Source organism: Rhodococcus pseudokoreensis (assembly GCF_017068395.1).
GTDB classification, from domain to species: domain Bacteria; phylum Actinomycetota; class Actinomycetes; order Mycobacteriales; family Mycobacteriaceae; genus Rhodococcus_F; species Rhodococcus_F pseudokoreensis.
In genome coordinates this window covers 3802514-3829034 of record NZ_CP070619.1, presented here as the reverse complement: position 1 = coordinate 3829034, position 26521 = coordinate 3802514, and the positions used below count along the sequence as shown (strand labels likewise).

Annotated in this window: 24 protein-coding genes; 15 read left to right on the top strand and 9 right to left on the bottom strand. The window is 69.1% G+C overall.

Annotated elements, in window-relative coordinates; all coding sequences use genetic code 11:
• Positions 1-55: 55 nt before the first annotated feature.
• Positions 56-1075, bottom strand: a complete 1020-nt coding sequence (locus JWS13_RS22625; RefSeq protein ID WP_206007556.1) for a LacI family DNA-binding transcriptional regulator — start codon at positions 1073-1075, stop codon at positions 56-58.
• A 306-nt stretch (positions 1076-1381) separates the two neighbouring features.
• Between JWS13_RS22625 and JWS13_RS22620 the strand changes: the two genes are divergently transcribed.
• The 9 genes from JWS13_RS22620 to JWS13_RS22580 all read left to right on the top strand — a co-directional run bounded on the left by JWS13_RS22620 (position 1382) and on the right by JWS13_RS22580 (position 12652).
• Positions 1382-2893 (top strand): sugar ABC transporter ATP-binding protein, encoded by a 1512-nt coding sequence (locus JWS13_RS22620; protein ID WP_206007555.1) that lies wholly within the window; start codon positions 1382-1384, stop codon positions 2891-2893.
• Entirely contained in the window at positions 2890-3945 is a 1056-nt protein-coding gene (locus JWS13_RS22615) for an ABC transporter permease (RefSeq protein ID WP_206007554.1), read from the top strand. Before JWS13_RS22620 ends, JWS13_RS22615 begins: the two co-directional genes overlap by 4 nt.
• On the top strand, positions 3935-4984 hold the full coding sequence (locus JWS13_RS22610) for an ABC transporter permease (protein ID WP_206007553.1): 1050 nt from the start codon (positions 3935-3937) through the stop codon (positions 4982-4984). The genes JWS13_RS22615 and JWS13_RS22610 overlap by 11 nt, the downstream gene beginning before the upstream one ends.
• 69 nt (positions 4985-5053) lie before the next feature.
• Positions 5054-6130 carry a rhamnose ABC transporter substrate-binding protein gene (gene rhaS / locus JWS13_RS22605; protein ID WP_206007552.1) on the top strand — a complete coding sequence of 359 codons (1077 nt, stop codon included), beginning with the start codon at positions 5054-5056 and terminating at the stop codon, positions 6128-6130.
• Positions 6131-6139: 9 nt separating this feature from the next.
• Positions 6140-6502, top strand: a complete 363-nt coding sequence (locus JWS13_RS22600) for an L-rhamnose mutarotase (RefSeq protein ID WP_206007551.1) — start codon at positions 6140-6142, stop codon at positions 6500-6502.
• Positions 6503-6508: 6 nt separating this feature from the next.
• Positions 6509-7690, top strand: coding sequence for an L-rhamnose isomerase (gene rhaI, locus JWS13_RS22595; RefSeq protein ID WP_206007550.1), 1182 nt, complete (start codon positions 6509-6511; stop codon positions 7688-7690).
• Complete coding sequence (locus tag JWS13_RS22590; protein WP_206007549.1) at positions 7690-9135, top strand: L-fucose/L-arabinose isomerase family protein; 1446 nt, start codon at positions 7690-7692, stop codon at positions 9133-9135. The genes rhaI and JWS13_RS22590 overlap by 1 nt, the downstream gene beginning before the upstream one ends.
• Before the next feature lie 29 nt (positions 9136-9164).
• Positions 9165-11204, top strand: a complete 2040-nt coding sequence (locus JWS13_RS22585) for a bifunctional aldolase/short-chain dehydrogenase (RefSeq protein ID WP_206007548.1) — start codon at positions 9165-9167, stop codon at positions 11202-11204.
• Complete coding sequence (locus JWS13_RS22580) at positions 11204-12652, top strand: rhamnulokinase (protein WP_206007547.1); 1449 nt, start codon at positions 11204-11206, stop codon at positions 12650-12652. The genes JWS13_RS22585 and JWS13_RS22580 overlap by 1 nt, the downstream gene beginning before the upstream one ends.
• On the opposite strand, the gene JWS13_RS22575 is transcribed toward JWS13_RS22580, so the two are convergent.
• The 3 genes from JWS13_RS22575 to rfbA form a co-directional block, all read right to left on the bottom strand.
• Positions 12649-13458: an enoyl-CoA hydratase gene (locus tag JWS13_RS22575; protein WP_206007546.1), complete on the bottom strand. Its 810-nt coding sequence runs from the start codon at positions 13456-13458 to the stop codon at positions 12649-12651. The two genes, JWS13_RS22580 and JWS13_RS22575, sit on opposite strands and share 4 nt — an antisense overlap.
• Positions 13459-13535: 77 nt before the next feature.
• On the bottom strand, positions 13536-14123 hold the full coding sequence (locus JWS13_RS22570; RefSeq protein ID WP_206007545.1) for a dTDP-4-dehydrorhamnose 3,5-epimerase family protein: 588 nt from the start codon (positions 14121-14123) through the stop codon (positions 13536-13538).
• A 1-nt stretch (position 14124) separates the two neighbouring features.
• Entirely contained in the window at positions 14125-15000 is an 876-nt protein-coding gene (gene rfbA / locus JWS13_RS22565; RefSeq protein WP_206007544.1) for a glucose-1-phosphate thymidylyltransferase RfbA, read from the bottom strand.
• A 63-nt stretch (positions 15001-15063) separates the two neighbouring features.
• Here rfbA and rfbB point away from each other — a divergent pair, with 63 nt between their 5' ends.
• Positions 15064-16068, top strand: coding sequence for a dTDP-glucose 4,6-dehydratase (gene rfbB, locus JWS13_RS22560; protein ID WP_087561232.1), 1005 nt, complete (start codon positions 15064-15066; stop codon positions 16066-16068).
• A gap of 10 nt (positions 16069-16078) precedes the next feature.
• Here rfbB and JWS13_RS22555 read toward each other — a convergent pair whose 3' ends face one another.
• The 3 genes from JWS13_RS22555 to JWS13_RS22545 all read right to left on the bottom strand — a co-directional run bounded on the left by JWS13_RS22555 (position 16079) and on the right by JWS13_RS22545 (position 18662).
• On the bottom strand, positions 16079-16870 hold the full coding sequence (locus JWS13_RS22555; protein WP_206007543.1) for a class I SAM-dependent methyltransferase: 792 nt from the start codon (positions 16868-16870) through the stop codon (positions 16079-16081).
• A gap of 10 nt (positions 16871-16880) precedes the next feature.
• Complete coding sequence (locus tag JWS13_RS22550) at positions 16881-17873, bottom strand: lysylphosphatidylglycerol synthase transmembrane domain-containing protein (RefSeq protein ID WP_206007542.1); 993 nt, start codon at positions 17871-17873, stop codon at positions 16881-16883.
• Between the two features lie 69 nt (positions 17874-17942).
• Entirely contained in the window at positions 17943-18662 is a 720-nt protein-coding gene (locus JWS13_RS22545) for an LbetaH domain-containing protein (protein ID WP_206007541.1), read from the bottom strand.
• A gap of 105 nt (positions 18663-18767) precedes the next feature.
• On the opposite strand from JWS13_RS22545, the gene JWS13_RS22540 reads away from it, so the two are divergent.
• Together JWS13_RS22540 and JWS13_RS22535 are read left to right on the top strand one after the other, a co-directional pair.
• Complete coding sequence (locus tag JWS13_RS22540) at positions 18768-19868, top strand: DegT/DnrJ/EryC1/StrS family aminotransferase (protein WP_206007540.1); 1101 nt, start codon at positions 18768-18770, stop codon at positions 19866-19868.
• On the top strand, positions 19868-20833 hold the full coding sequence (locus tag JWS13_RS22535; protein ID WP_206007539.1) for a Gfo/Idh/MocA family protein: 966 nt from the start codon (positions 19868-19870) through the stop codon (positions 20831-20833). The genes JWS13_RS22540 and JWS13_RS22535 overlap by 1 nt, the downstream gene beginning before the upstream one ends.
• Here the strand turns inward: JWS13_RS22535 and JWS13_RS22530 are convergent.
• Positions 20823-21779: an NAD(P)/FAD-dependent oxidoreductase gene (locus JWS13_RS22530; RefSeq protein WP_206007538.1), complete on the bottom strand. Its 957-nt coding sequence runs from the start codon at positions 21777-21779 to the stop codon at positions 20823-20825. The two genes, JWS13_RS22535 and JWS13_RS22530, sit on opposite strands and share 11 nt — an antisense overlap.
• A 94-nt stretch (positions 21780-21873) precedes the next feature.
• Between JWS13_RS22530 and JWS13_RS22525 the strand changes: the two genes are divergently transcribed.
• Together JWS13_RS22525 and JWS13_RS22520 are read left to right on the top strand one after the other, a co-directional pair.
• Positions 21874-22488 carry a helix-turn-helix domain-containing protein gene (locus JWS13_RS22525; protein WP_206007537.1) on the top strand — a complete coding sequence of 205 codons (615 nt, stop codon included), beginning with the start codon at positions 21874-21876 and terminating at the stop codon, positions 22486-22488.
• Positions 22489-22549: 61 nt separating this feature from the next.
• Positions 22550-23404 carry an SGNH/GDSL hydrolase family protein gene (locus tag JWS13_RS22520; protein WP_206007536.1) on the top strand — a complete coding sequence of 285 codons (855 nt, stop codon included), beginning with the start codon at positions 22550-22552 and terminating at the stop codon, positions 23402-23404.
• Here JWS13_RS22520 and JWS13_RS22515 read toward each other — a convergent pair.
• Entirely contained in the window at positions 23376-25592 is a 2217-nt protein-coding gene (locus JWS13_RS22515) for a glycosyltransferase family protein (protein ID WP_206011691.1), read from the bottom strand. The genes JWS13_RS22520 and JWS13_RS22515 overlap by 29 nt on opposite strands.
• A gap of 49 nt (positions 25593-25641) precedes the next feature.
• Between JWS13_RS22515 and JWS13_RS22510 the strand changes: the two genes are divergently transcribed.
• Positions 25642-26445, top strand: coding sequence for a glycosyltransferase (locus JWS13_RS22510; RefSeq protein ID WP_206007535.1), 804 nt, complete (start codon positions 25642-25644; stop codon positions 26443-26445).
• Positions 26446-26521 lie beyond the last annotated feature (76 nt).

The window sequence follows — 26521 nt, the reverse complement described above, 5'->3', positions numbered from 1 at the left end:
AAAGATACTCCTGGGGCCCTCGCCCCTGTGCGTGGTTGACGAGTCTCTGCGCTCGTCAACCACGCACGGGGCGGGGGGCGGTGGACTCCCGGACGACGAGGGTCGGGGTGAACGAGAGCTGCTGGTGCTGGTGGGTGTCGGGGTTGTTGACCTGATCGAGCAGGAGTTCGGCCGCCGCCCGCCCCAGTTCGTTCCTCGGCTGGGCGACTGAGGTGAGCGGCACGGCCGCGCCGGCGGCGTAGTCGATGTCGTCGTACCCGACGATCGCGAGGTCGTCGGGCACCCGCTTGCCGTGCTGGATGAACTCCTGGAGCACACCGAGCGCGAGCAGGTCGTTGGCGCAGAACGCTGCCGTCGGCCGGTCCTCGCCCGACATCGCGAGGATCTCGCGGGCGGCCTCGGCGCCGGCCTCGATGCTGAGGGATCGGGTGGCGACGGTGCGCATGCGGGTGTTCGCCGATTCCGCGACGGCGCCGATCGCCCCGTCCCGGCGGTCGCGGACCTGCCGGATGCTGTCGGGTCCGCCGACGAACACGAGGTTCCGGTGCCCCCGGTCCATCAGGTGGCGGGCGGCGATCCGACCGCCGTGGACGTCGTCGACGGCCACCGAGGATCGGCCGGGTGTGCGGGACCCGCGGTCGAGCAGGACCACGGGGGTGCCCTGGCGGTCGAGGTTGGCGAGCATCGGGGTGCTCTCCCCGGTGGGGCAGAGCAGGATCCCGTGGACGCGTTGCTCCATGAGCTGGCCGAGTTGCCGGTTCTCGCGTTCTTCCGATTCGCCGGTGCTGACCATGACCATCAGCAGTTCGTTCGCCTCGGCGACTGCCTCGGCCCCCGACGCGACGTCGACGAAGAAGGGGTTGCGCGCGTCGAGGACGACGACGGCGAGCATCCGTGACTGGCCGGCGCGGAGTTGGCGGGCGGCGTCGTTGCGGACGAAGCCGAGCTGGGTGATGGCGGCGTGCACCCGTTGACGCGTCGCCTCGGACACCAGTTCGGGGTGGTTGAGGACGTTGCTGATGGTGCCCATCGAGACGCCCGCGAGTGCGGCGACCTCGCGCATGGACGCTGCCATCCGATTCCCCCTCCAACCCGCTCGTGTCGCTTCGGCTCATTCTCGCTTCGGCCGGCACCCGAGGACAATCCGGCATCTTTGAATCGCTTCAGAGCCAGTATCGCCGCATATCGGAGTGCAATCAAGCCCGGTACCCAGGTGGGGCCGGTGAAGTCCATTCCGAATGGACCTGGCGTGCTGTTATAACGATCAGATAACGGCAGAGGCCGGATTCAGTGATCCCCTTGACTTGTGTCGCCCATCACTCCTAGCTTCATAAACACGAAATGAACCGTTTCAATTCATCGTTTCAATCGGAGGTGCTGAATGAGCGTCCCCCCTGCGGTGCCGTTGCTGGAAGTACGGGACGTCACCAAGTCCTTCGGCAACGTCGCTGCTGTTCAGGGTGTGTCGTTTCCGCTCTACGGCGGCGAGGCGCACGCCCTCGTCGGAGAGAACGGTGCAGGCAAGTCGACCATCGTGAAGATGCTCGCCGGCGTGCACGGCCCCGACACCGGATCGCTGCTCGTCGGCGGCGAGGAAGTGTCGCTCGGGTCGCCCTCGGATGCCAAGGCCCGCGGTATCGCGGTCATCTACCAGGAGCCGACCCTGTTCCCCGACCTCACGATCGCGGAGAACATCTTCATCGGCACCCAGCCGCGGGCCCGGTTCGGCATGATCGACCGCGGCGCGATGAACACCGCCGCCCGCGCGCTGTTCGACCGGCTCGGGGTACCGATGGACCCGGACCGGCCGGCCAGCGGACTATCGATCGCCGATCAGCAGCTGGTCGAGATCGCGAAAGCGCTGTCCACCGACGCCAACGTCATCGTCATGGACGAGCCGACCGCTGCCCTGTCCGGCAACGAGGTGGACCGGCTCTTCAAGGTCGCCCGGTCCCTGTGCGCGTCCGGCGCCGCGATCATGTTCATCTCGCACCGCTTCGAGGAGATCTTCGCACTGTGCCAGCGCGTCACCGTGATGCGCGACGGACGGCACATCTCCACCTCGGAACTGGCGGGCCTGACGGTCGACGACCTCGTCCGCAGCATGGTCGGCCGCGACCTCGGCGCCCTGTTCCCCAAGATCGACGTGGAACCGGGGGCCGTCGTCCTCGAGATCGAGAATCTGTCGCGCACAGGGGTGTTCTCCGACATCAGTTTCCAGGTGCGCGCCGGCGAGATCGTGGCGCTGTCCGGGCTGGTCGGCGCCGGTCGCTCCGAGGTCATGCAGTCGGCGTTCGGTGTGGACCCCCGCGACAGCGGCGACGTCCGGGTGCGAGGTAAGAGCCTGCGCAAGGGCGATCCGAAGGCCGCGATGCGCGCGGGAATGGCGCTCGTCCCCGAGGACCGTCGCCAGCAGGGCCTGATCCTCGACATGTCCATCGAGCGCAACGCCACGCTGACCCGGTCGTCCGCCCTCGCCCGGTTCGGGTTCCTCTTCGGGGGACGCGAGCGCCGGTCCGCCTACGAGTGGACGAAGAAACTGCAGACCAAGTACGCGCGCATCACCGACCCCGTCGGGGTGCTGTCGGGCGGCAACCAGCAGAAGGTCGTGCTCGCCAAGTGGATGGCCACCGCGCCGAGCGTCCTGATCGTGGACGAACCCACCCGTGGGATCGACGTCGGCACCAAAGCCGAAGTACACCGGATCATCTCGACGCTCGCCAGTGAAGGCGTCGCCGTCGTGATGATCTCCTCCGAACTGCCGGAGGTGCTCGGGATGGCCGATCGCGTCCTTGTGATGAGGGAAGGACGAATCGTGTCGGAACTGAGCAGGGCCGAGGCCGACGAGGAGAAGATCATGTTCGCTGCAACGGGTTCGGAGGCCGCCGCATGAGCGCGCCCACCCGCGTTGCGCCCGCGGGCGCCGCGACGCCGCCGGTGAAGTCCGATGACGGGCCGTCGCTGATCGAGAAGGTGCTGCAGGTCCGTTCGCTCGGCATCCTCGCCGCGCTCATCGTGCTGGTCGTGGTCACCACGATGCAGAACGGCAATTTCCTGTCCTCCCAGAGCATTCGCGACATTCTGCTGGCCGCGTCGATCGTCGGGGTGCTGGTGGTCGGGCAGACCGTCGTCATGATCACCAAGAACATCGACCTCTCGGTGGGCTCGGTGCTCGGGCTGTCGGCGTTCGCCGCGGGCAGCGTCATGTCGGGCGCCGACGGCGCACCGATCGTGGTGGGGATTCTCGCGGGCGTCGCCGTCGGCGCGGTCTGCGGACTCGCCAACGCGCTGCTGGTGCGGTTCGGCGGCGTTCCCGCCCTGGTCGTCACGCTCGGCACGATGTACATCTTCCGCGGTATCGCCTATCTGTGGGCCGGCGGCGAGCAGATCACCGCCGACGAGATGCCGCCGGACTTCCTGACGCTCGGCACCGCAACGCTTCTCGGCGTGCCGGTGCTCGTGATCGTCGCCGTGGTGGCCGTCGTTCTCGCCGGTGTGTATCTGCGCCGCTACCGCAGTGGACGCGACCTGTACGCCATCGGGTCGAACGGCCACGCCGCCGAACTCGCGGGCATCGCGGTCGGCAAGCGCATCCTGCTCGCCTTCGTGTTCTCCGGTGCCATGGCCGGAGTCGCCGGGGTCATGTTCGCGGCGCGGTTCGGCACCGTCGACGCCGCCGCCGGATCCGGGTACGAACTCAACGTGATCGCGGCCGCCGTCGTGGGCGGTGTGGCCGTGGTCGGTGGCGTCGGCACCGTCTGGGGCGCCGCGCTCGGCGCGCTGCTCCTGACCACCATCAACAGTTCGCTGCCCGTTCTCCAGATCAACCAGTTCTGGCAGCAGGCCATCGTCGGCGCGCTGATTCTCATCGCCATCGCGGCCGATCGGCTGCTCGCGGTGCGTGCCGCCCAGCAACTTCGGAAGAGGAGCGCCCATGTCGACTGACACCATCGAGCCGGCGACGATCGCGCAGTCGGACTCCGACGGCCGGACGTCGACGGCCGGCCGGATCCGCGAGTTGCTCGCCGGCTGGGACTCCGCGATCATCGCCATCACGGTCGTCGTGCTGGTGGTCGCGTCGGTCACCAACCCCGACTTCGGGAGCAGCCGGAACTTCACGTTCCTCGTGCTCGACCTGGCGCCGATCTTCCTGATCGCGTTGCCGATGACGTTCATCATCATCACCGGGGAGATCGATCTGTCGGTGGCGAGCGTCCTGGGGCTGAGCGGCGCCGCGATGGGCTGGATGTGGAACAACGGCTTCGCCATCGAGGCGATCATCCCGATGTGCATCCTGCTCGGCTGCGTCCTCGGTGCCCTCAACGGGTTCCTGGTCGCCAAGCTGGGGTTGCCGTCCCTCGCGGTCACGATCGGCACCCTGGCGCTGTTCCGGGGGCTCGCGTTCGTCCTCCTCGGTGACCAGGCGGTGTCCAACTTTCCGAGGGCGTACACGTCGTGGGTGACGGGAACGGTGGGCGGCACGGCCATCCCCAACCTCGCCATTCCGCTCGTCGTCGCGGCCGTCGTGTTCGCGGTGATCCTCCAGGCCACCCCGCTCGGCCGCGACATCTACGCCACCGGCGCCAGCGACACCGCCGCACGCTTTGCCGGCATCGACGGGGCGCGGCTGAAGTTCTGGCTCTACGTGGTGTGCGGGGCGGTCGCCGCCCTCGCCGGCGTGCTGTGGAGCCTGCGGTACTCGAGCGCCCGGGCCGACAACGGATCCGGTCTCGAACTGGCCGTGGTGGCGGCGGTGCTCCTCGGCGGGGTGTCGATCTTCGGCGGCAAGGGCAGGCTGGCGGGCGTGCTCGCCGCGGTGGTGCTGCTCGCCACGCTGCAGAATGCGCTGCGCCTCGAGGACATCTCGAACGAGGCACTCACCATCGTCACCGGGGTTCTCCTGATCGTCGCGGTTCTGCTCCCGAACCTGCTGAAGACCGTGCGGACGTCCGCGCAGCGTCGAAAGCTGCAGAACACGAACTGAATTCCCTGCTTTACCGCTCTTTCTCACTTCAGCGTTCGCAGTGACGCGAACACGAGGAAAGGATCCACCATGACCCGATTCCGCCGGACCTTCGTTCCCCTGGCGGGGATCGTCGCAGTCTCGATCGGCCTGACGGCCTGCGGCGGCACCACCCAGGATTCGGCATCGAACTCGGGGGGTGGCGACCGCGCCACCGGGACCGCGAATCCCGACGCGCCGATCCAGGACGGTCTGCAGATCGCGTTCCTCCCCAAGCAGCTCAACAACCCGTACTCCGACATCGAGGTCGGCGGCGGGAAGACCGCCGTGGAGGAGTTCGGCGGCGAATACAAGCTCGTCGGCCCCAACGATGCGAGCGCGTCGTCGCAGGTGTCGTACATCAACACGCTGATCCAGCAGGGCCAGAACGTCATCAACATCGCCGCCAACGACCCGAATGCCGTGTGCCCCTCGCTGAACCAGGCCCGCGACGCCGGCATCAAGGTCGTGACGTTCGATTCCGACGCCGCCGAGGACTGCCGCGACCTGTTCATCAACCAGGCCACCACCCAGGGTGTCGGCGAGACGCTCGCGAAGATGACGAGTGAGCAGATCGGCGGCACCGGCAAGATCGCGGTGCTGTCCGCAACACCCAACGCCACCAACCAGAACGCGTGGATCGAGGTGTTGAAGGCGGAACTCGCGAGCAAGCCGGAGTACCGGAACATCGAACTGGTGGCCACGGTGTACGGCAACGACGACGACCAGAAGTCGTTCCAGGAAACGCAGGGCCTGCTGCAGACCTACCCCGACCTGAAGGCGATCGTGTCGCCCACCACCGTCGGCATCGCCGCCGCGGCGCGCTACATCTCGTCGTCGAGCTACAAGGGCAACGTCGTCCTCACCGGTCTCGGCACCCCGAACCAGATGCGGGAGTATGTGAAGAACGGCACCGTCAAGGAATTCGCACTCTGGGACCCGACCAACATCGGCTACCTCTCCGCGTACGCCGGTGCCGCGCTGGCCTCCGGTCAGATCACCGGCGCCGAGGGACAGAAGTTCACGGCAGGCAAGCTCGGCGAGTACACGATCGGCGCCGGCGGCGAGGTCGTGCTCGGCCCGCCCACCGTGTTCGACGCGAACACCATCGACCAGTACAACTTCTGAACCGGCGCGATGAACAAGTACTGCTTCACCCTGCAGCTCCGGCCGGACCGGATCGACGAGTACGTCCGTCGCCACACCCCGGTCTGGCCGGAGATGCTGGAGGCCCTGAAAGCCTCCGGCTGGCACAACTATTCGCTGCACATCCGGCCGGACGGGCTGATCGTCGGCTACGTCGAGTCGGAGAATCTCGAAGAATCGCAGGCGGCGATGGCGCGCACCGACGTCAACCGGCGGTGGCAACACGACATGGCGCCGTTCTTCGAACTCGACGGGGTGGCCCCCGACGAGGGATTCACGCTCCTTACCGGGATCTTCGACCTGGACGCCCAACTCCACACCCCTCTCGACCACACCATCTCCACCGAAGGATGATTCACCATGACGGCAACTGACATTCGGCGCACCGCCGGCGACATCTCCGCCCTTGCCGACTTCGGAATCGAGGTTCCCAGTTGGGCATACGGGAACTCCGGCACCCGATTCAAGGTGTTCGCCACGGCAGGCGTCCCGCGCGATCCGTACGAGAAGATCGAGGACGCCGCACAGGTGCATCGCGTGACCGGGGCGGCGCCGCGGGTGTCGCTGCACATTCCGTGGGACCGTGTCGACGACTTCGGCAAACTCGCCGCGTACGCCGCCGATCAGGGGGTGTCGCTGGGGGCGATCAACTCCAACGTGTTCCAGGACGACGACTACAAACTGGGGTCGCTCACCAACGCCGACCCGAAGATCCGTGCGAAGGCCGTCGCCCACCACGTCGAATGCGTCGACGTCATGCGCGCCACGGGATCGAAGGATCTGAAGTTGTGGCTGCCGGACGGCACCAACTACGCAGGCCAGGATTCGATCCGCGCCCGTCAGGACCGGCTCGCCGACTCGCTGCAGAAGATCTACGCCGAACTCGACGACGATCACCGCCTGCTGATCGAGTACAAGTTCTTCGAGCCGTACTTCTACACCACCGACATCCCGGACTGGGGCACCTCACTGCTGCACTGCCTGGCGCTGGGCGAGAAGGCGCAGGTCGTGTTGGACACCGGCCACCATGCGCCGGGCACGAACATCGAGTTCATCGTGGCCCAGCTGATCCGGCAGGGACGGCTCGGCGCCTTCGATTTCAACTCCCGCTTCTACGCCGACGACGACCTGATCGTCGGCTCCGCGGACCCGTTCCAGCTGTTCCGGATCATGCACGAGATCGTCCGGGCGGGCGCGCATCTCCCGGACTCGGGCGTGAACTTCATGCTCGACCAGTGCCACAACATCGAGCCGAAGATCCCCGGCCAGATCCGGTCGATCATGAACGTCCAGGAAGCCACGGCCAAGGCACTGCTCGTCGACGGGGACGCCCTCGAGGCGGCCCAGCAGTCGGGTGACGTGCTCGGCGCGCACGCGGTGCTGATGGACGGCTACAACACCGACGTCCGGCCGCTGCTCGCCGAACTGCGCGAATCGCAGGGCCGCGACGCCGACCCGATCGGCGCGTTCGCGCGCTCCGGTTACCTGGAGCGGATCGAGTGCGAGCGGGTCGGCGGAAACCAGGCGAGCTGGGGCGCGTGATGACCGCTGCGACGACGAATACCGTGCCCGCTGGCCTCGACCGTGTGCGTCACCGGAAGACCCGGCTGGGGTTGGTGTCGGGCGGGCTCGGCGCCTACTGGCCGCAGTTCCCCGGTCTCCTCGACGTCCTGCAGGAATCCGCCCGCTACGTGACGGGCCGATTCGAGGAACGGGACTGCCAGGTGGTCGATGCCGGATTCGTCTCCGACCCGCAGGAGTCGGCCGTCGCGGCCGAGACGCTGAGGCAGGCCGACTGCGACCTCGTGGTGATCTTCCTGACCACCTACCTGACGTCGTCGATGGTGCTGCCGATCGCGCAGCGCACCAACGTCCCGGTGCTGCTGATCGACCTGCAGCCGACGGAGGCGATGGATCACGCGAACACCGACACGGGGACGTGGCTGGCCTACTGCGGTCAGTGCCCGCTGCCGGAGGTCGCGAACGTGTTCCGGCGCAGCGGCATCGACTTCCGCTCGGTGTCCGGGTACCTGCACGACGAGAACGCGTGGCGGCGCATCGACGCCTGGGTGAGCGCCGCCTCGGCACGGGCTGCGCTCCGGCACGCCCGGCTGGGGCTGATGGGTCACCTTTATCCGGGGATGCTCGACATCTCGACCGACATGACGCTGCTGTCGTCCCAGTTCGGCGCACACGTGGAGGTCCTCGAATTCGACGACCTCCGGGTGCGGGTCGACGCGGTCTCCGAACGTGAGACCGCGGACCGCATCGCACTCGCGAAAGAGGTGTTCGCGCTCGACAGTTCGGTGAACGCGGACGATCTCGCGTGGGGAGCCCGGGTTTCCGTGGGGCTCGACCGGCTCGTCGCGGACTTCGAACTCGACGCCATGGCGTACTACCACCGCGGGCTGGGTGGTGAACTCCACGAACAGCTCGGAGCCGGAATGATTCTCGGAGCGTCCTTGCTCACCGCCCGCGGCACTCCGCTGGCCGGGGAGTACGACATCCGCACCGCGGTCGCGATGCTGGTCTCGGACCGGATGGGCGCGGGCGGATCGTTCACGGAACTGCAGGCGCTGAACTTTCGCGACGGGGTCGTCGAAATGGGTCACGACGGACCGGCTCATTTGCAGATCTCGTCCGCCGGACCGCTGCTCCGCGGTCTCGGTGTCTATCACGGCAAGCGGGGATACGGCGTCAGCGTCGAGTTCGACGTGAAACACGGTCCCGTCACGACCTTCGCGGTCGGGCAGAACCGCGACGGCTCGTACTCGTTCATCGCGTCCGAGGGCGAAGTGGTGCCCGGCCCGCTGCTGGCGATCGGCAACACCACGTCCCGTGTCGACTTCGGCCGGGACCCGGGGGAGTGGACGGATGAGTGGAGCGCCACCGGGACCGGTCACCACTGGGCGTTGTGCGTCGGACACCGTGCCGGCGCGATCAAGGCCGCAGCAGAGTTGCTCGGCATCGAATTCATCCGGGTCTGAAGTAGAGAATCTCGAGGGAGAAACCAGAAGTGAACGCCACGAGCACCATCGCCGAACTGATCGCACGGTCCAACAGACTGGGCGCCGACGCTCGCAACACCAACTACGCGGGCGGCAATACCTCCGCCAAGGGCACCGACGTCGATCCCGTCACCGGCGCCGAGGTGGAACTCGTCTGGGTGAAGGGATCCGGGGGAGACCTCGGCACACTGAAGCCCTCCGGTCTCGCCGCGCTGCGTCTCGACCGGGTCCGCGCGCTGACCGAGGTCTACCCGGGCCTGGGCGCCGAGGACGACATGGTCGCCGCCTTCGACTACTGCCTGCACGGCAAGGGCGGCGCGGCCCCGTCGATCGACACCGCCATGCACGGTCTGGTGAACGCGCCGCACGTCGACCACCTGCACCCCGATTCCGGTATCGCGTTTGCGACCGCGGCGGACGGTGAAGAGTTGACCCGCAAGTGCTTCGGCGACCGCGTGGTGTGGGTGCCGTGGCGCCGCCCCGGTTTCCAGCTGGGCCTCGACATCTCGGCCATCGCGGAGACGAATCCGCAGGCGATCGGCTGCATCCTGGGCGGTCACGGCATCACCGCGTGGGGCGCGACGAGCGAGGAATGCGAGCAGCATTCGCTCGAAATCATCCGCACCGCAGAGCAGTTCATCGCCGACAACGGCCGGGAAGAGCCGTTCGGTCCCGTGATCGCGGGCTACGCGGCGCTGCCCGCCGAGGAGCGTCGCCGCCGCGCCGCCGCACTGTTCCCGCTGCTGCGTGGACTGGCCTCCACCGACCACCCCCAGGTGGGGCATTTCACGGACAGCGACGAGGTGCTGGATTTCCTGTCCTCGCAGGAGCATCCGCGCCTCGCCGCACTGGGCACGTCGTGCCCGGACCACTTCCTGCGCACCAAGGTCCGGCCCATGGTCCTCGACCTGCCGCCGGCCGCGTCACTCGACGACGTCACCGCGCGACTGCGTGAACTGCACGCCGCCTACCGGGAGGACTACGCCCGGTACTACGCCGAGTACGCGGAACCGGGCAGCCCGGCGATGCGCGGCGCCGACCCGGCCATCGTCCTGGTCCCCGGCGTCGGAATGTTCTCGTTCGGCGCGAACAAGCAGACCGCCCGGGTGGCCGGTGAGTTCTACGTCAACGCGATCAACGTGATGCGCGGCGCCGAGGCCATCTCCACGTACCAGCCGATCGACGAGCGGGAGAAGTTCCGCATCGAGTACTGGGCGCTCGAGGAGGCGAAGCTGGCCCGGATGCCGAAGCCGGCGCCACTCGCCACCCGAATCGCCCTGGTCACCGGTTCGGCGTCGGGAATCGGCAAGGCGATCGCGCAGCGCCTCGCCGCGGAGGGCGCGTGCGTGGTGATCGCCGACCTCGACCGGGCGAAGGCCGCCGAGGCGGCCGCCGAGATCGGGGGCAGCGACGTCGCCGTCGGGGTCGCCGCGGACGTGACGAGCGCCGAACAGGTGGCCGCGGCGTTCGAGGCCGCGGTCCTGGCGTTCGGCGGCGTTGATCTCGTCGTGAACAATGCGGGACTGTCGATCTCCAAGCCGCTGCTCGAGACCACCGAGAAGGACTGGGACCTGCAGCACGATGTGATGGCGAAGGGGTCGTTCCTGGTGTCGCGGGAGGCGGCGCGGGTGATGACCGCCCAGGCGATGGGCGGCGACATCGTCTACATCTCCTCGAAGAACTCGGTGTTCGCCGGGCCCAACAACATCGCGTACTCGGCGACGAAGGCCGACCAGGCACACCAGGTGCGTCTGCTCGCGGCGGAACTGGGCGAGTACGGCATTCGCGTCAACGGCATCAACCCCGACGGCGTGGTGCGGGGCTCCGGAATCTTCGCCGGCGGCTGGGGTGCCAAGCGGGCCGCCGTGTACGGCGTCGAGGAGGAGAAGCTGGGTGAGTACTACGCCCAGCGCACCCTGCTGAAGCGCGAGGTGCTGCCGGAGCACGTCGCCAATGCGGTGTTCGCGCTCACCGGCGGCGACCTCACCCACACGACCGGGCTGCACATTCCGGTGGACGCCGGTGTCGCTGCGGCCTTCCTGCGCTGATGGACGCATTCGCCGCGATCGATCTGGGCGCCTCGAGTGGGAGGGTGATGCTGGGCCGCGTCTCGGGCGGGGTGATCACCCTCGACGAGGTGGCGCGTTTCCCCAACCGGCCGGTGCGGCTGGCGGGATCCCTGCACTGGGATCTCGCCGGCCTCTACCGAGGTGTCCTGGACGGACTGCGGGCTGCGGTGACGGAGGCCGAGGCCCACGGCGACGCCGTCGTGTCGATCGGAATCGACACGTGGGCCGTGGATTACGGGCTGCTCGGCGGCGACGGTTCCCTCCTCGGGATGCCGTGCCACTACCGCGACCAGCGGACGGGGGGCGTCGCGGCCGAGGTGCGGTCGTCGATCTCGGATCGGGAGCTGTTCGGGCGCAACGGCATCGCGCAACTGCCGTTCAACACCGTGTACCAACTGCTCGCCGAACGGAAGAGCGGCGCGCAGCGGCTCGACGTCGCAGAGCAGTTGCTGATGATCCCCGACATTCTGGCGTACTGGCTCAGCGGAGTGCGGGCCGGCGAGGTTACCAACGCGTCCACCACCGGGCTGCTCGATCCGGTGCGCCGCGACTGGGACCGTGCGCTCGTCGCCCGGCTCGGTCTCGACGACCGCGTGCTGCCGCCGTTGGTGGAGCCCGGTTCGGCGATCGGACCCGTCCGGCCCGACGTCGCCGAAGAGATCGGGGCCGCGAACCGTCCCCCGGTGGTGGTGGCCGTCGGCAGCCACGACACCGCGTCGGCCGTGGCCGCAGTACCCGCTTCGGGTCCGCGGTTCGCGTACATCGCATCGGGCACCTGGTCGCTGGTCGGGACGGAACTGCCCGCACCCGTGCGCACCGAGGCCGTGCGCACGGCGGGATTCACCAACGAGGCAGGCGTCGACGGCACCACCCGGCTGCTGCGGAACGTGATGGGCATGTGGCTGGTGCAGGAGTCGATGCGGCAGTGGCAGGCCGACGGGCTCGACGTGTCGCTGCAGGACCTGCTGGACGACGCCGCGGCCCTGACCGACCTCGGTTCGGTGATCGACCCGGACCTGCCGGTGTTTCTACCGCCGGGCGACATGCCCGCCCGCATCGCCGCCGAATGCGCGCGGACCGGTCAGCGCGTGCCCGACGGTCCGGCCGAGGTGATCCGCTGTGTGATGGACAGTCTCGCGGACGCGTACCGGCGGTCGGTGCAGTCGATCGTCGAACTGACCGGAACCCCGATCGACGTGGTGCACATCGTCGGCGGCGGTTCCCAGAACGCACTGCTGTGCCGGCTGACGGCGGACGCCACCGGGCTGCCCGTCGTCGCCGGACCCGTCGAGGGGTCCGCCCTCGGAAACGTCCTGGTGCAGGCGCGGGCGGCGGGCGCACTGTCCGGGGGACTCGCCGCACTGCGTGCGGTCGTGGCGAATTCGTTCACCCTGCGCGAGTTCGTGCCGTCGCTGTCCCGGGCCTAGCGTCGGTCCCGGAACTGCGGTTCGCGCTTGTCCTTCCGCGCGGCGGTGGCCTCCTCGAAGTTGTCGGTCAGCAGCCGCACCAGCAGCTGTCCGAGACCCTCCTGGTGGATGTGGGCTTCGAGGGAGGCGGCGTCGAGTCCCGACCACAGCGTGCGTTTCGTCAGCTCCAGGCCCGGGCGGGAGAAGCGCGACATGCGTTCGGCGAGGTCGAAGCATTCGTCCAGGAGGTCCTCGCCGGGTACGCACCGCGACACGAGTCCGATCCGCTCCGCCTCCGCGGCGTGCACGTCCCGCCCGGACAGCATGATCTCGAAGGCCCGGGACGAACCGATCGCGCGGGGCAGCAGGTAGCTCAGCCCCAGTTCGCTGGCCGTCAGTCCGTTGTTGATGCCGGCCGCGCGGAAGTACGCGTCGTCGGCCGCGATCCGGATGTCGGAGGCGAGCGCCAGGCACAGCCCACCGCCGATGGCGGCACCGTTGACGGCGCTGATCACCGGCTGATGCATCCGGCGGAGCGAGAGCACCACGTTGTCGAGCATCTCCATGGCCCGCAGCGCCACGGTCGGCGGGGTGAGGCCGTCGACGTGGGGGAGCGGGCCCGCGGACCTCTGGTCGGCGCCGGAGCAGAAACCGCGGCCCGCGCCGGTGACGACCAGTGCGCGGACCGAGTTGTCGTTGCTGATCTCCTCCAGCGCGTCGCGGAACGGGATCATCACGTCGAACGCCATCGCGTTCATGCGCTCCGGGCGATTGAGCGTGACCAGGGCGATACCCGGCCGGGGGTGGTCGACGACGACGAAGGTCACGCCCTCGATACTAGAACACGTTCTCGTCCGTCACCCCCCATGTGAGTGTTTTCGTGTACCCGGGCACACGAAAACACTCACGTGGGGAAGGTGGGGAGCGCTCCGGCGGAGATGGCCTGCTTCAGCGACGGCGCCGCCGAATCCTTCTCGGACAGCTGGAACGTCAGCGGGTTGCCGTCCCGGCCCGTCGTGGGCCAGTCGATGCCCAGGTCGGGGTCGAGCGGGTGCAGGTCGTGGTCGAGGGCCGGGGCGTACTCGATCGAGCACAGGTACATCACCGTCGACGCGTCCTCGAGGGACAGGATCGCGTGGCCGACACCGGCCGGGAGGTAGACGGCGCGGCGGTCGACGTCGTCGATGAGCACCGAATCCCACTGCCCGAACATCGGCGACCCCACCCGGAGATCGACGATGACGTCGAGGAACGCGCCCTTGACGCAGGTGACGTATTTCGCCTGCCCGGGCGGGTTGTCGGTGTAGTGGATGCCGCGCAGGACACCGGCGGCGGACACCGAGCAGTTGGCCTGCGCGAGTTCGAGGGGGTGCCCGACGACGGCTTCGAACTCCGACCCCTTGAACCATTCGAGGAATACGCCGCGGTCGTCGCCGAACTGCCGTGGGGTGATCTCCCACGCGCCGGGGACCTTCAGTTCCCGATACTCCACGTCACCAGTCCTTGCCGCGTTCGAGAAGTTCGAGGAGGTAGTCGCCGTAGCCTGATTTGCCGAGAGCCTCCGCACGCGAACACAGTTCGGCGTCGGTGATGAACCCGCGGCGCCACGCGACCTCTTCCGGGACGCCGATCTTCAGCCCCTGCCGGTGTTCGAGCGTGCGCACGAAGTTCGACGCCTCGAGCAGCGAATCGACGGTGCCGGTGTCGAGCCATGCGGTTCCGCGGGGCAGCACTTCGACCTGCAACCGTCCGGCCTGCAGGTAGGCCTGGTTGACGTCGGTGATCTCGTACTCGCCGCGGTCCGACGGCTTCAGGTCGCGGGCGATGGCGACGACGTCGTTGTCGTAGAAGTACAGCCCGGGGATCGAGAAGTTCGACTTCGGGGTGGCGGGCTTCTCCTCGATCGACATGGCGCGGCCGGTGTCGTCGAACTCGACCACACCGTAGGAGCTGGGATCGGACACCCAGTAGGCGAACACGGCGCCGCCGTCGATGTTCTCGAAGCGGTTCAGCCGGGAACCGAGACCGGGGCCGTAGAAGATGTTGTCGCCGAGCACGAGGGACACGGACTGGTCGCCGATGTGGTCGGCGCCGAGGACGAACGCCTGCGCGAGGCCGTTCGGTTCCTCCTGCACCTTGTACGTGAGATTCACCCCGAACTGGGAGCCGTCGCCGAGGAGCCGGCGGAACTGCTCGGCGTCGTGCGGGGTGGTGATGACGAGGATGTCCCGGATGTTGGCCAGCATCAGGGTGGAGAGCGGGTAGTAGATCATCGGCTTGTCGTAGACCGGGACCAGTTGCTTGCTCACTCCGAGGGTGATCGGGTGCAACCGGGACCCGGTGCCGCCTGCCAGGATGATTCCACGCATGTGCGCAGTGTTCCAGTGTTCGCGCCGGATAGAAACTCGGGCTCGCCACTAGGGTGGGTGCACATGAGGCTTCTCGTGACCGGCGGCGCCGGGTTCATCGGTGCGAATTTCGTGCACCAGACGGTCGCCGAGCGGCCGGACGTGCAGGTGACGGTGCTCGACGCGCTGACGTATGCCGGCAACCGGCGCTCGCTCGACGCGGTGGCCGACCGCATCGAGTTCGTGCACGGCGATGTGGCGGATTTCGCGCTGGTGGATCGCCTGGTCGCGGAGTCGGACGCGGTGGTGCACTTCGCCGCGGAATCGCACAACGACAATTCGCTGGCCGATCCGACGCCGTTCGTGCAGACGAACGTGATCGGCACGTTCTCGCTGCTGCAGGCCGTCCGCGCCCACGACGTCCGCTACCACCACATCTCCACCGACGAGGTGTACGGCGACCTCGAACTGGACGACCCCGAGCGCTTCACCGAGTCGACCCCCTACAACCCGTCGAGCCCGTACTCGGCGACCAAGGCGTCGAGCGACCTGCTGGTGCGGGCGTGGGCGCGGTCGTTCGGGGTGCGGGCCACGCTGTCGAACTGTTCCAACAACTACGGCCCGTACCAGCACGTCGAGAAGTTCATTCCGCGCCAGATCACCAACCTGATCGACGGGGTGCGCCCCCGCCTGTACGGCAGCGGGAAGAACGTGCGCGACTGGATCCACGTCGACGACCACAACGCGGCCGTCTGGACCATCCTGGAGAAGGGCAGTCTCGGCCAGACGTACCTGATCGGCGCGGACGGCGAGGTCGACAACCGGACCGTCGTCGGGACGCTGCTCGAGCTTTTCGGCCGCGACGCCGACGACCTCGACTTCGTCACCGACCGCCCGGGCCACGACCTGCGTTACGCGATCGACTCGACGCGTCTGCGCACCGAATTGGGCTGGACGCCGCAGTACGAGGATTTCCGCAGCGGGCTCGAGGCCACCGTGCGGTGGTACCGCGACAACGAGTCGTGGTGGCGGGCGCAGAAGGAATCGGCGGAGAAGGCGTACGCGGCTACGGAATCCGTCATCGGCTGAGACGCGCCGGTCAGACCGGGACCGATCCGCGGAACGCCCACGCCCGCGCGGCGAGTGCGATGCGTCCGGCGTCGTCGCGCGGCAGTCGGGCATCGAGCAGGTCGCGAAGAGCTGTTCGACGTCCGGCAGGCAGAGATGCGCAGTAGCCGGGCGCAGGGCCTTGACCGCCGAGGAACGGCCGCCAGAAGTCGTCGAAGCCGGCGAACACGGTGGGAACGTCGAGCGGGTGGACGGCCACCTCGGTGAACCCGGCGGTGGCCAGCGCGTCGCGGAGTGGCTGCGGCCGGCAGAGCGGGAAGCGGACACCCTCGTCGAGGGTCGCGGCACCCTCGTCGAGTTCGCGCGCGGCGTCCCAGAAGACGCGGATCATCTGCATGCCCCCCGCGTAGTCCCACACGTATCCGGCGATGGTCCCGCCGGCCCGGGTGACGCGGCGCATCTCGGCGAGCCCGGCGACCGGATGCGGCACGAAGTTGAGGACCAGCCCGGACACCACGCGGTCGAACTCGCCGTCCGCGGCGGGGATCGCTTCGGCGGTGCCCGGCCGCACGTCGAAGCGGGGGTCGTCCGCGCCCGCCCGGGCCGCCGCGGCGAACGGCTCCGAAGGCTCGACCCCGACCACCCCGGCGGGATCGAATTGGCGGAGAACGGTGTGGGCGAGGGCGCCGGTCCCGCATCCCACGTCGCACCAGACGCCGCCCGGACCCGCGGCCAGCCACCGCAGGAACTGCGGCGCGACCAGCCTGCTCCAGCGACCGATGTAGTTCTCGTACGCGGGATCGACGTCCCAGGCGTCCGTCATCGCGGTCTCCTCACGACGGCTGCGGCACCCGGGAATCCTCGTGCACGAGGGCGTTGCGCAGCGAACGCGAGCCGGCGACCGCGGCGACGAAGCCGGCGAGCACCTCGCACAGCGTGAACACCAGGCGGGACGCGAGGGCCAGCCCGAGCGCCACCCCGCTGTCCATGAACGGCGACAGCGCCGCGACGACGACGGCCTCGCGGACCCCGATGCCGGACGGTGCGACGACCACCAGCACCCCGGCGCACATGCCGAGGGCGATCGCGCCGATGCATTGCACCAGGGTGCCCACCGCGAACCCCGACGTGCTCGACGCGAGGAGCCACAGATGCACGCCGTACAGCACCCAGCTGACGGCGCACCAGCCGAGCGCCCGCCCGATCTTGTGCATCGTCAACTGCCGGTGCAGCGGGGCGCGCCGCAGGATCCTCAGGGCCAGGTTCACCAGCCGGGTGAGGATCGGGGGATAGCAGCAGACGAGGGCGATCGGGACGAGCACGATCACCGCGACCGCCGCGACGGTGCTGATGTGGAACAGGGCCGGCAGCGCCAGCAGCCCGACGACCAGCGCGGACGTGATGCTCAGCCCGACGGTGACGAGGACGGCGACGAATCCGTTGGCACGCGACACCCCGGCCCGGCGGACGAGTTCGGTCTGGAGGACGAACGCCCACACGCTGCCCGGCAGATACTTGCCGAGCTGGCCGACCAGATAGCAGCGGGCGGCGTCGAACGCGGGAATCGGGTGTTCGAGGGCGCCGAGCGCGTGCTGCCACGCGCGCACTGCGGCACCCATGCCGAGGAACACGAACACCGCGGAGGCGGCGAGCGCCCACCAGTCCAGCTGGGTGATCGTGTCCCGGACCTCGGCCCACTGCGACTTCACGGCAAACACGACGGCGACGACGATCGCGAGGGTGACGAGGACCCGCAGCGCGTTCATCAGAACAGCGCGGCCGCCGCGGTCGGGGACGATCTCGGGATCGGTGTCCACGAGGACCACCCCCTCACCGGCAGTGCGCTGCGGCAGTGCAGCGTTCGTTTCCGACGATAGCAATCAGGGGGCGCAGGATCAGGAAACGAGCGGTTTCACCGCAAGCTGCCGCCACCACGCGAACGCGTCGGCGAGCGACTGCGGGAGTTCCGCGTCCGCCTCGAGCCGCCCCGACGCGAACAGATTCGCCACCGCCTCGATGTCCCGGTCGGCGATCCCGGACCGGCTCATCCCCACCCGGTTGGTGCCACGCAGGGCGGCGGGATTGCCGAAGACCGTGGCGAACGGCGGAATGTCCTTGGCGACGACCGATCCCATTCCGACCATGGCGCGCGCCCCGATCACCCGCCGCTGATGCACCACCGCGCTCATGCCGATATTGACGCCGTCGCCGAGGGTCACGTGACCGCCGAGGGTGCTCGACGGTGACAGGACGCAGTCTTCGCCGATCCGGACGTCGTGCTCGACGGACGTGTGGTTCATGACGAATCCCCCGCGACCGATGGTCGTCGGCCGCTCGGCGCCCTGCTGGACGGCGCTCATCTCCCGGATCACGGTGCCGGCGCCGATCACCACACCCCGGTGCGGGCTCACCTCCGTCCACGTGCGCGGATGCGTCTTCCCGATCCACTCCGGCGGCGCCCCGAGCGTCGCGTGGGCGCCGATCCAGCAGTCGTCGCCGACGTCGAGGGGGCCGGTGAGGACGGCATACGGTCCGATGCTCACACGGTCCCCGACGGTGACGCCGTCGCCTATCACGACGGTCGGGTGGATCTCGCAGTTTTCACCGATGGTCATGAAAGTTTCGGATTCCTTCCAGGAGCCGTGCAGACCGTGGGAACCTTCAAGGGGTTGCAATCTGTGAAGACGGTGTGAACTGCACGTCAATCTATCGGAGGAACCGTGATCGCGATCTCGAGTATTTCCTTCGGAGAGGATGTCGAGCGCGAGGTCCTCGACACCCTGCGATCCGGGATGGTCGCGCAGGGACCGAAGGTCGCGAGGTTCGAGGAGGGGTTCGCCGAACTCGTCGGCACCCGGCACGCGGTGGCCGTCAACAGCGGGACCACCGCCCTGATCGCGGCGCTGCGGGTGCTGGACCTCCAGCCCGGGGACGAGGTGCTCACCACCCCGTTCACGTTCGTGGCCACGCTCAACGCGATCCTCGACGCCGGCGCGACGGCACGGTTCGCCGACATCGGGGAGGCCGACTTCGCGATCGACCCCGACGTCGCGGAGCAGTGCGTGAACGAACGCACCCGGGTGCTGATGCCGGTGCACCTGTACGGGCAGACCGCCGACATGGGTGCGCTGATGCCGCTGGCCGAGTCCCGGGGACTGGCCGTCGTCGAGGACGCGGCGCAGGCGCACGGCGCCACGTTCGACGGTAGGGGTGCGGGCAGTTTCGGGCTCGGCTGCTTCTCGTTCTACGCGACGAAGAATCTCACCACCGCCGAGGGCGGCATGGTCACGACGGACGACGACGCGGTGGCCGACCGGTTGCGGGTGCTGCGGAATCAGGGCATGCGCAGGCGTTACGAGTACGAGATGGCGGGCCAGAATTTCCGGATGACGGACCTGCAGGCGAGTCTCGGGTTACCGCAACTGGGTTCGTATCTGCAGCAGGTGGAGTCGCGCCGGCGCAACGCGGAGGCGCTGCGGACGGGGCTGAAGGACGTCGAAGGTCTCGTTCTGCCTTCGGAACTCGCGGGCCGCGGGCACGTGTGGCACCAGTTCACCGTCGTCCTCGCGCCGGACGCAGCGATCGACCGCGACACCCTCGCCCGGCGTCTGGGCGACCGGGGAGTGGGCAGCGGCGTCTACTACCCGAGGACCGTCTACGACTACGACTGCTACCGCGAGCATCCCCGGGTGATCGTCTCGCCGACCCCGATCGCGACGTCGGTGGCCCGCCGATGCCTCAGCATCCCCGTTCACGCCGCACTCTCCACCGACGACGTCGACCGGATCGTCGCGGCGGTCCGCGAGGCGATGGAGGCGTGATGACGTCCACGCGACCGCGGATCGCGCTCGTCGGATCCGGGAAGATGGGTTCGCTGCACGCCCGCGTCCTCGCGCAGTCGCCGCTGTGCGACCTGGCGTTGCTGGTGGAACCGCGGGAAGAACACGGACGGGACGTCGCCGCACGGTTCGGCGCCGCGTGGGCCGCGGATTTCGACGACCTGGACGGCATCGACGCCGTCGTCGTCGCGGCCGCGACCCCCGCACACTACGAGGTGGCGGGCCGCGTGCTGGACCTCGGGAAGCCGCTGCTCGTCGAAAAGCCGCTCGCCGCAACGTACGAGGAGAGCACCGATCTGGTGAAACGCGCCGCCGCGACGGGCGTCCCGCTGATGTGCGGTCTGCTCGAGCGGTTCAACCCGGCGGTCCGGACGGCCCGCGAATTCGCCGGTGACGTGTGGCAGGTCAACGGAATCCGGCACTCGCCGTTCGTCTCTCGCATCCCCACCGGCGTCGCGACGGACCTGCTGATCCACGACGTCGACCTGGCGATCGGATTCGTCGGATCGCCACCGGTCGGGGTGAAGGCCGAATTCGGTTACTTCCACGACGGTTCGCGGCGCAACGACGCCGAGGACTGCGCGGAGGCGGTGCTGCGGTTCGAATCCGGGGCGGTGGCCACCATCTCGGCCAGCCGGGTGAGTCAGCGGAAGGTCCGGCAGTTGTCGCTGCTGGAACCGGACCGTCTGATCGAGATCGACCTGCTGCGCCGCGACATCACCATCTACCGGCACATCGACGACGACCTCCCCGCCGACCGCGACGGGTACAAGCAGCAGACGGTGATCGAGATCCCCACCATCCGCTACAGCGACGAACCCCTCGCCGCCCAACTCGCGCATTACGTCGGGCTGGTCGGCGGCGAGGGGGACGCCGACGCGGAGCGCGAGTCGATCCTGCCCGCGCACCGCGTGGTCCACGAGGCGACCGTGTCGGCTACCGGCTGAGCGCTCCGGCGACCGCCAGGCGGGTGTCTTCCGCGATGAGATCGGCGTTGAGGGTGGCGGCGGCGGTCAGTCCGGCTCCGGCGGCGACGATGACCTGCGCCTTCGGGTCCGCGACGTTGCCTGCCACCCACACGCCCGGAACCGCGGTGGCGCCGGTCGCGTCGGCGGCGACCGCGGTGCCGATCACGTGCCCGGCCATCTCCATCTCGGTGGTGCCGAGGCCGAGGGTCGTGAGGAAGTCGGCGCGGGCCCGGAACAGCGGCGGGACCACCACGGCGGCGAGGGGGAAGACCCGGCCCGTGCGCAGCCGGACACCGGTCAGCCGGTCGCCGCGCACCTCGAGTCCGGACACCGCGCCGTCGATCACGGCGACGCCGCGGGCGGCGAGTTGCTCGTACTCCTCGCCGGTGGGTTCGTTCGCATCGTTCAGGAACAGCGTCACCTGATCGGTCCACTGGCTCCACATCAGTGCCTGGTGCACCGCCAGCGGGCTGCCTGCCAGGACGCCCACCGGCTGGTCCCGCACCTCCCAGCCGTGGCAGTACGGGCAGTGCAGTACGTCGCGTCCCCACCGTTCGGCCACCCCGGGGACGTCGGGGAGGACGTCGACGAGACCGGTGGTCACGAGCAGCCGCCGCGCCCCGACGGTCCGGCCGTCGGCGAGCGTCACCCGGAACTCCCCGTCCCCGATCTTTTCGGCGGACGTGACGGTGCCGGTCACGATCTCCCCGCCGTATCCGGCGACCTCCTCGCGTCCGATCGCCAGGAGTTCACCGGGCGGGGTGCCCTCTCGGCCCAGATAGTTGTGAATGTGCCCGGCCGGTGCGTTGCGGGGTTCGCCCGCGTCGATCACGAGGACGGATCGGCGGGCCCGCGACAGGGTCAGCGCCCCGCTGAGTCCGGCCGCGCCACCGCCGATGACCACCACGTCGTAGCTGTCTTTCATCGCGTTCTCCTTCGTTCGTCGACCTCGTGACGTCCACTGTCCGGGGAGATCGCGATCCTGGCAAGAATGTTTGCCGGTGTGGCAAAATGGTGGTGTGAACGACGACCTACCCGATCTGGACGGCGTCCTCGACGCCGTGGGACCGCGGCTCAAAGCACTGCGGCAGCAGCGGGGCGCGACCCTCGCCCAGCTCTCCGAATCCACCGGGATCTCGGTGAGCACGCTGTCGCGGCTCGAGGCCGGTCAGCGCAAACCCACCCTCGAACTGATGCTCCTGCTGGCCCGCGCCCACCAGCTGCCCCTCGACGAACTGGTCGACGCGCCCGCCACCGGCGACCCGCGCGTCCACCTGCGGCCCCTCGACCGCAACGGCACGACGATCATCCCGCTCACCCGCAGGCCCGGCGGGATCCAGGCGTTCAAGCACGTGATCCCGCCGGGCGACCCGGCCGCGGTACCGAACCTGCAGGTCCACGAAGGCTACGAATGGCTGTACGTCCTGTCCGGCCGGCTGCGACTGCTGCTCGGCGAACACGACGTGATCCTGACGCCGGGGGAGGTCGCGGAATTCGACACCCACGTGCCGCACTGGTTCGGCAATCCCGGACCGCAGCCGGTGGAGATCCTCAGCCTGTTCGGTCCCCAGGGCGAGCGGGCGCACGTGCGGACAGTCCCGCGGGGAACGACGCCCGACAGCGACCGCCGGTAGAATTCGTGCGGACCGGTGACGAGCGCTACCTCCGAGGCGCAGGACGTGATGGGGAGGCCCCGTGCGACGCTGGATTCTCGGTGTTCCCGTAGCGGTTCTGATTCCGCTCCTCGCCGGCTGTTCCACGTCGACGACACCGCCGGTGGCGCAACCGCAACCGCAGCCGGAGTCGCCCGCGGTCGCGACGCTCGTGGGCCTGGGCGATTCGATCCCGGCAGGCGACGGATGCCCCGGATGCACACCGTTCGTGGAACTGTTCGGTGATCAGCTGTCCGGCGACTCCGCGCTGCCCGTCCAGGTGGCGAACCTGGGTGTCGGGGGCTGGACCAGCACCGATCTGCTCGATTCCCTCGAACCCGGTGCATACGACGCCGACGCCGTGAGTGCCGCCGACCTCGTCACCGTCACGATCGGCGCCAACGACTTCTACACCGAACTCGACGACTACCTGGACGGCGACTGCGGCGGCGACGACGGGCTCGGCTGCTTCGCGCCGGTGCTGCCGGAGTTGCAGACCACGTTGACGTCCGTGCTCGACCGCATCGCCGAACTGCGGGCCGGTCAGCCGACCGCGGTGCTGGTCACCGGGTACTGGGACGTCTTCCCGGACGGCGACGTGGCCCGCGAGTTGTACGGCCCGCAATTCCTCCGGGACAGTGCCGCGCTGACGTTGCGCGCCAACGACGTCATCTCGGGGGTCGCGGGCGCGGAGGGCGCCACGTACGTCGACCTGTTCAGCACGTTCAAGGGGACGTGGGGCGACGGCGACCCCACCGGTCTGCTGGCCGACGACGGTGACCACCCGAACCAGATCGGCCACCAGTTGATCGCCGACGCGTTGTCGTCGGCGGCGGCCGCGGGATCCGGCTCCACCGACGTGTCGGCGTTCACGTCGTCCGAGTGGTCGCCCCGCTGAGCTTCCGGCGGCGCACCACCGGGTCGACGACGGACAGGATCAGCACCACGACCGTCGCGGCCCCGAACGCCGCGACGGACAGGTTCTGCCGCGGCGGCCGGAACGTCACGACCAGTTCGTGGTCGCCCGGCGGCACCGGCACCTGGAGCAGACCGTGCCAGCCCGCGGTCGCGTCCACCGGCACGCCGTCCACGGTCGCGGAGTAGCCGGGCCACGCGAGGCGGGCGAACGAGACGGTGCCGCCGCCGCCAGTCACCCGCACGGTCTCCGTCGCCGCGTCGGTGTCGGACGAGAGCACCCGGACGCCGCCGGACACGAACGACACCCGCCCGGGCAGGGTCAGCGGCCGGTCGCGCTGCAGCACCGTCCGGGAGTCGCTGCGTTCGGTGACGTGCCAGCCGGGTGGGGGCGGCGCCGTTTCCACCTCGGGCACCAGGTGGTGCTCCACCACCAGCGTCGACACCCGCAGGTAGTCGATCAGCGGAATCGGAATGTCCGCGTTCACCGGCTGCCAGAGCGCCCCGTACACGCCGGGGCAGACGGCGCCCCGATAGTCCATGCACAGGGCCTCCTGGAATTCGGTGAACCCGATGCCGGTGTACGCGTTGATGCTGCCCTCCGCGGACGACGCCATGATCTCGTTGCCGAACAGGATCCTGCCCGCGGTGACGTCGTCGGGGGAGGTGTCGGCCAGGTCGGCGAGTTGCAGGACGGTGCCCTGGTAGCGGTCCGTCTGCGCGGACAGCAGCGACGTGCTGGACGGGTCGACGCGGCTGTCGCGGTCGACGTCGAAGGTGAGGGACCAGACCTGCGCGGCGGTCACCGCCACCGTTCCCACGACGAGGGCGGCGACGAGACCGCTCGGGCCCAGAGTGCGCCACGCGAAGTACGCGATCGCGCACAGCGCCGCGACGAGCAGCGTGAACAGCGCGTGCCTGCCGGTCAGGGCCGGGGAGGACGCGAACGCCAGGTAGAAGCCCAGCGCGATCAGCACCGCCGACGCCGTCGCCCGCCGGCGCACCCGGTCGCGGGACAGTCCCAGCGACAGCGCGAGCGACAGCCCGATCACCACGCACAGGTACAGGTATTCGACCAGGCGGATCGGCCACCGGAACATCCCGACGTTCGACGGTCCGAACGTGAACAGGAAGTAGACGACCGTGATGATCGCCAGGCTGACGAGCGGTCGCCCGTGCGTGCGGCGGAACCCCGGGGACGCGAACAGTGCGCGGATCCGTCCCCACGGCAGCCACGGCAGCAGCGGCAGCACGAACCACGCGAGGTACAGCGACGGGATCACCTCGACGGGACCCCCGAACGTCATGATCACGGGCAGATACGACGGGCTGCTCATTCCCGCGGGGCCGCCGATCTGCGGCTGCAGGAACGTGTCGTTGAAGATGCCGGTGCTGCCGGCGCGGGTGGTGACGTCGACGCTGAGGAACAGCGGCAGGTACGTCACCAGCGCGGCGGTGCCCGCGCACGCGCCGGTGATCACGAGCACGAGCAACCGGAAGAACTCCCGCTGGATCAGGAGGCCGATCCCGAGGCCGAGGAGGATCACCACGGCGCCGAGCGCGGCGTACGGGTTGCCCATGCTCACCGTCAGCGCACCGATCAGGAATGTGATCAGCGGGTTCGTGCGACCGCGGGAGAGGCGGAGCGCCGACCACCAGAACAGCGTCACCCATGCGACGGCCATCATCCCGGACGGCCAGCCCGCAGCCTCGTAGAACAGGGTGAAACCGCTGAACGGAATCGTCAGCCCGGCGAGGATCGCGGGACCGCGCCGGGCGCCGTATTCGCGGCACAGCAGGTACGTGCCGAGGGCGAACAGTGCGAGGAACTCGGCCATGATCACGAACGACGCGACCGACAGGTTCTCGAATTTCGCGGCCAGCATGTAGTTGGCGAGGTTGACGGGGTTGTAGAGACCGTAGGCGGCCTCGCCCGCATAGTTGCCGCCGATCCAGGCGTCGGGATTGACGGCGAGCCACCGCCCGGCGAGCAGTTCCCCGCCGATCCGGTGCCAGGACGGCACGAACGATTCGAGCATGTCGCCGCCGTAGTAGAAGCGGTCGTACACGATCCGGGGAACCGTGGCGATGGCCGCGGCAGCCACCGCGACCGCGAGTGCCACCGCCCATTCGGGGACGCCGCGTATCGATCGGGTGAACGTCGAGGACACGGACGCGGAGGGTGCCACGGACTCCGAGCCTACGAGTTAGGCTGCGCCCGTGCGCCTTTTCGGTTGTTCCCACGACCAGAAAGGCGCACGTGCGCCGAAGGCGCTCTCCGTCGTCGTGCCCGCCTACAATTCCGCCGCCGTCATCGAGCAGACCGTCCGCCGCGTCGCCGAACGACTGGCCGGCCACGACGTCGAGATCATCGTCGTCGAGAACGGCTCCACCGACGGCACCGTCGACATCTGCACCCGCCTCACCGCGGACTGGGCGCCCGGGCCCGTGACGCTCACCGTCCTGCGGAGCGAGAAGGGCATGGGCAACGCGTTGCGGGCGGGCGCCGAGGCGAGTCGCGGCGCGCACGTCCTGCTGACCGCCGACGACCTGCCGTTCGGGTTCGACGACCTCGACGGCGCCGAGAAGTTCGCCGACGACCACGACGGCCGGCTGCCCGAAGTGCTGATCGGGTCCAAGGCCCACCCCGACTCGCAGGTGCGGCGCGGCGCGCTTCGGGGCACCCTGACGTGGGGTTTCGCGGCGCTGCGTCGGGTGGTCCTCGGGATGCGCACCGGCGACCCCCAGGGCACCGTCCTGATGGACGGGGACCTGATCCGCGGCCTGGTTCCCGACCTGGTCGAGCCCGGGTTCCTGTTCACCACCGAACTCGTCTACCTCGCGGAGCGGGCCGGCCTCGTCCCGGTCGAGGTGCCGGTGCGTCTGAGCGCCGACCACGACAGCCACGAAACCCGCATATCCAGGGCCGATGTGCTCGCGATGGGGGTGGGACTGTTCCGGCTGCGGGCCCGTCACCGGGACGGAGGTCGCCTCGCATGGTCGGGGAGCGCGCCGCGAGGTTGATACCCTGCGAACCGAGAAGAGGATCGTGCCGTCGCGTTGGCGCGGTCCAGCCCACCTCTCGCGGGGAACAGTAGGA